Genomic DNA, 4,833 nt, shown 5'->3' on the forward strand with positions numbered 1-4,833 from the left:
CGGGCTCGCCGCCGCCCGCCGCCATCTTGCAGGCGATCGCCGCGATGGGCTTCGACGTGGACCATGTGTACGGCATCACCGAAGTCTCGGGCACACCCGTGAGCTGCGTCCAGCAACCGGGCTGGGCCACGGCGCCCGCTGCAGACCGCGCCCGCCTGCAGGCGCGCCAGGGCGTGCGCGCCGCCGCGCTGGAGCAACTGCGTGTGCTGCACCCCGATACGCTGCAACCTGTGCCGGCCGATGGCGTGACGGCCGGCGAGATCATGGTCCGCGGCAACACGGTGATGAAGGGCTACCTCAAGAACCCCGGCGCCACGGCCAAGGCCTTTGCCGGCGGCTGGTTCCACACCGGCGACATCGCGGTGCTGCACCCCGATGGCTATGTGCAGATCACCGACCGCTCCAAGGACGTGATCATCTCGGGCGGCGAGAACATCTCCTCGGTGGAGGTGGAAGACGTGCTGCACCGCCACCCTGCCGTGCTGCTGGCCGCCGTGGTGGCCCAGCCCGACGAGCGCTGGGGCGAGGTGCCCTGCGCCTTCGTGGAGCTCAAGCCCGAGGCCGTGGGCAGCGTGAGCGCCGAGGAACTGATCGACTTCTGCCGCACCCACCTGGCGCGCTTCAAGTGCCCGCGCCAGGTCGTCTTCGACTTGCTGCCGCGCACGGCCACGGGCAAGATCCAGAAGTTCCGCCTGCGCGAGATCGCGGGCAGCCGCGAGGCCATCACCAGGCTGGCGCAGGTTCAGGCAGAGCCCGCAGGCTGAGCGCTCAGCCTTCTCGTGCGATGGCCTGCAGCACCTGCAGGTCGATCACCTCGATGGAACCGTAGCCCAGGCGGATGGCGCCGCGGTCCTGCAGCTCCTGCAGCGCCCGGTTGGCCACCTGGCGCGACACGCCCGACAGGCGCCCCAGCTCCTCCTGCGACAGCGTGATGCGCCGCGCGGTGTTGGGGAACAGCGCGTCGTTGAACAGGCCCGACAGGCTGTAGGCCACCTGCGCCGTGGTGTCGCCCAGCCGGTCGGTCTGCACCTGCGCCACGTAGTGCGCCAGGCGCGCATTGAGCTGGCCGATGAGCCACAGCGCAAACGGATGGCTCTCGTGCAGCAGGCGCAGGAACTCGCTGCGCGGCAGCAGGGCCACCACGCTGTCGGTCAGCGCCGTCACGGCATAGGGCCGGGGCTCGTCCTTGAGCACCGATCCCTCGCCGAACCAGGCGCCCGAGGGCACGCCCGCGAAGGTGCTGGTGCGGCCTTCGGCGGTGATGTTGTCCAGCTTGAGCATGCCCTGCATCACCCCGGCCCAGTGCGCCGTGGGCGTGCCCTTCGAAAACACCGCGCCACCCGCGGGGTAGCTGCGCACCGTGGTCGCCTTGCGCACGCGCGCGGCCTCCTCGGCGGTGAGGCTGGGCATCCAGGGCGATTGGGCGAGGAAGAGGTCGAGGGGGTCTGCGGTCATGGTGGCCGTGGCGTCAAAGGTGGGCGCTCGGATTGTGGCGGCGATCACAGTGGACTCCAATAGGGCAAAGCCTGTGAGCCGCCTCCCAGTCATGCAGCTGCGGTTGCTGCGATCAGCTCCGGGCCGGCCGCTCCAGGTTCACGGTGCCGCGCGGGCCGCTGCGCACGTGGTTCAAGCCGGTGGTGCAGGAGGGGGCACCGCCCTGGGTGCCAGTGCCGGCAAAGGCGCGGGCGAAGGGATTGGTGAGGGCGCCGGCGGTGGCGCCATGGACTGCAGCATGGCCAGCGCCAGGGTTTCGTACAGCGGCCGCGCCAGCATGCGCGAGACCAGGCTGGCGAGCATGGCGGCGGCCATGAGGCTGAGCACCATGGCGTGCCCGTCGACCATTTCCATGACGATGATGAAGGCCGTGAGCGGCGCCTGCGTGACGGCGGCCAGGAAGGCGGCCATGCCCATGGCGATAAGTGCGGGCGCGATGTCGGGGCCCAGCAACAGCGACACGTTCTGCCCCACGCCCGCGCCGATGGACAGCGAGGGCGCGAAGATGCCGCCTGGCACGCCCAGCCAGGCCGACAGCCAGGTGGCAACGAACTTGAGCGTGACGTAGAACGCCGGCATGTCCGCCTCGCCGGCCAGCATGTGCTTGACCGCTTCGGAGCCGGCGCCGAAGGTCGCGCCGCCGGTGGCCAGGCCGATCACCGCCACCACCAGTGCGCCGACCGCCGCGAAGCGGATCGGAAAGCGCGCGCGCAGCTGGCAGGCGCGCTCCGAGGTGCCGGTGAGCGAGGCTGTCAGCAGTTTGGCGAACAGCCCGCCCAGCACGCCGCAGGCCAGCGCCACGCACAGGCCGGGCAGCAGTGCGTCCCAGCCCAGGTGGGGCACCTGGATGCGGCCGAAGTAGCTCAGGTTGCCGAACGCCGAGACACCCATCAGCCCGGCCAGCACGATGGCGGCGATGATGACGCCGCTGCTGCGCGATTCCATCTTGCGCGAGAGTTCTTCGATGGCGAACACCACGCCGGCCAGCGGCGCATTGAAGGCTGCCGCAATGCCCGCTGCCCCGCCGGCCACCAGCAAGGCATGGGCCGTGATGCCCGAGCGGTGGTCGAACCAGCGGCGCGCATGGTGCATGACGCCGGCCGCCACCTGCACTGAGGGGCCTTCGCGCCCGATGGACAGCCCCGCGAGGAAGCCCGCGCTGGCCAGCACGATCTTGGCGAACGACAGCCACAGCGAGACGAAGCGTCCGCGCCGCGCCGTCTCCAGGCTGGAATCTAGCGCCGAGATCACCTGCGGTATGCCCGAGCCCGCCGCACTCGGTGCCCAGCGCCGCGTGGCCCAGACCACGGCCGCGGTGACGGCCGGCATCCACAGCAGCACCGCCCAGCCACCTTGCCAGTGGTAGATGTGCAGGAACAGTTCGAACGCGGCATCGGCCAGCAGCGTGAAGGCCACCACGCACAGGCCGGCGGCGCAGGCGTAGGCGAGCACGATGGAGCGGTCCAGCCAGCGCCGACCGTCCCTCAGCTCCTGGCGCAGGTTATGAAAGAAATTGGGCTCATGGTTCATGCGGGGTGGGTGGCTTGAGGAGCGGCAGGGGGAGCATGGCCACGGCTGCATGCAAGAAGCCTACCAAGCCGAGCGGTCCGTATTTCGGAAACAAGGTACAACCCATGCGTTTCGTGCCGCTCGCGGTGCCAGAATGGGCCCATCACCAGAATATGGACGGAACCCCATGCACAGCCAGCGCAGTTTGCCGATCACCCTCCAGGCCGCGCTCTGCATTGCCGCCCTCGGGCTGGTGCAGGGATGCGCCACCCAGGCAGACGGCAGCGCCCGCGTGCAGGTCGTGTGCGCGGTGGACACCACGCCCACCGAGGCGGTGATGGATCTGCGCCAGCAGGGCGTGGTGCAGCAGAAGGTGGGCTTCAAGGACGACAGCGGGCCGCAGTCGCGCAGTTACACCGGGGCGGCGCTGTGGCCGCTGCTGCAGGCCTGCGCGTTGCAATCGGCTGCAGGCACGGATGCCCATGGGCAGCGGGCGGCGGCCCTGGGCCGCTATGTGCTGGCCAGCGGGGCCGAGGGCTACAACGCCGTGTTCTCGGTGGGTGAGTTGCACCCGGACTTTGGCAACAAGGGCAGCATCCTCGCCTATGCCGAGAGCGGGGCAGGGGGCGGCGAGCAGGCCGGGCCTGCCTCGTTGCGCATCACTGCGCCGGGGGACGTGCAGGGCAGCCGCTACGTGGCCGGCCTCACGCGGCTGGAGGTGCGCTCGTCCGGCTCGGTCGGCGCGGGCAGCGGTGCCGCCGTGTCGCAGGCCGTTCAGGTGCTGGGCGCGGTGGGCAACACCCTGCGCCTGGACGAGGCGGCGCTGCATGCGCTGCCGGCCGTCACGCACGAGGTGGGCGGGCGCCGCTACACCGGGGTGGACTTGTGGAGCCTGCTGCACACCTCGGCGGCGCTGCAGGCCGATGGCGACAGCGGCGCCAACCTGCAGGCCATGTACCTGGTGGCCACCGGGGCGGACGGCTACCAGGCCCTGGTGTCCCTGGCCGAGATGAGCCCCGATCTCGGTGGCAAGCGCGTGCTGATCGCCTACCGCATGGACGGGCAGCCGCTGGCACGCGGCCTGGCACGGCTGGTGGTGGTGGGTGATGGCAAGGCCGGCCGGTCGGTGTCTGCACTCGAAGCCATCGAGGTGTTCGCGGCAGCCCCAGCGGTGCCGTAGGCAGGTAGGGCTGGGGGCCACCCGTGCGGGTGGCGCGGCGCTGCGCCTGGCCGGGATGTTCCTTGGCGTCAGGCAGGCACCGCTCGGATGAGACTCCGCAAAAAAACAGGGGTGTTGTCGCATGACAAAGGGTTTTCCCTATGGTTTGCGAAAATGTTAACGTTAACATTCATCCATTGCAACCTTTTGGCGCGGTTTGAAGCGAGATCCTGCTTGGCTTCCATGCTGCCCAAGCCGGCCTGCAAGTTCGTTGGGCCTTGCATGAATCCCGTGAAACAGGGCGCTGCAGGCCACTTGTACGACCTGTGTACGACCTGTTGAAACCCTGACCACCCACCAGCCCCGCTACCACCATGAACCCGCAAGACCTCAAATCCATCATGGGCTCCGGCCTGCTGTCCTTCCCCGTCACGGACTTCGATGCCCAGGGCAATTTCAATCCCAAGGGCTACGCCGCACGCCTCGAATGGCTGGCCCCCTATGGCGCCAGCGCCCTGTTCGCCGCCGGCGGCACGGGTGAGTACTTCTCGCTGTCGGGCCCCGAGTACGGCGAGGTCGTGAAGACCGCCGTGGATACCTGCCGCGGCAAGGTGCCCATCATTGCCGGCGCCGGCGGCCCCACGCGCACCGCCATCGCCCACGCCCAGGAG

General features: G+C 69.7%; 5 protein-coding genes. 3 read left to right on the forward strand and 2 right to left on the reverse strand.

Annotated features, from left to right (window positions below; all coding sequences use genetic code 11):
• Positions 1-764: AMP-binding protein (locus PMI14_RS22850; protein WP_007857784.1), on the forward strand; the 764-nt coding region annotated here is incomplete at its 5' end.
• A gap of 4 nt (positions 765-768) precedes the next feature.
• Here PMI14_RS22850 and PMI14_RS22855 read toward each other — a convergent pair.
• Both PMI14_RS22855 and PMI14_RS22860 read right to left on the reverse strand, forming a co-directional pair.
• Positions 769-1,455 (reverse strand): Crp/Fnr family transcriptional regulator, encoded by a 687-nt coding sequence (locus PMI14_RS22855; protein ID WP_035205246.1) that lies wholly within the window; start codon positions 1,453-1,455, stop codon positions 769-771.
• Between the two features lie 171 nt (positions 1,456-1,626).
• Positions 1,627-3,024, reverse strand: a complete 1,398-nt coding sequence (locus PMI14_RS22860; RefSeq protein WP_007857786.1) for a chloride channel protein — start codon at positions 3,022-3,024, stop codon at positions 1,627-1,629.
• 166 nt (positions 3,025-3,190) lie between these two features.
• Here PMI14_RS22860 and PMI14_RS22865 point away from each other — a divergent pair, with 166 nt between their 5' ends.
• Together PMI14_RS22865 and PMI14_RS22870 are read left to right on the forward strand one after the other, a co-directional pair.
• Complete coding sequence (locus PMI14_RS22865) at positions 3,191-4,183, forward strand: molybdopterin-dependent oxidoreductase (RefSeq protein WP_007857787.1); 993 nt, start codon at positions 3,191-3,193, stop codon at positions 4,181-4,183.
• 353 nt (positions 4,184-4,536) lie between these two features.
• The coding region (locus tag PMI14_RS22870; RefSeq protein ID WP_007857617.1) for a dihydrodipicolinate synthase family protein at positions 4,537-4,833 on the forward strand (297 nt) is incomplete at its 3' end.

This window comes from Acidovorax sp. CF316, from assembly GCF_000276605.1.
Lineage (GTDB): Bacteria > Pseudomonadota > Gammaproteobacteria > Burkholderiales > Burkholderiaceae_C > Acidovorax.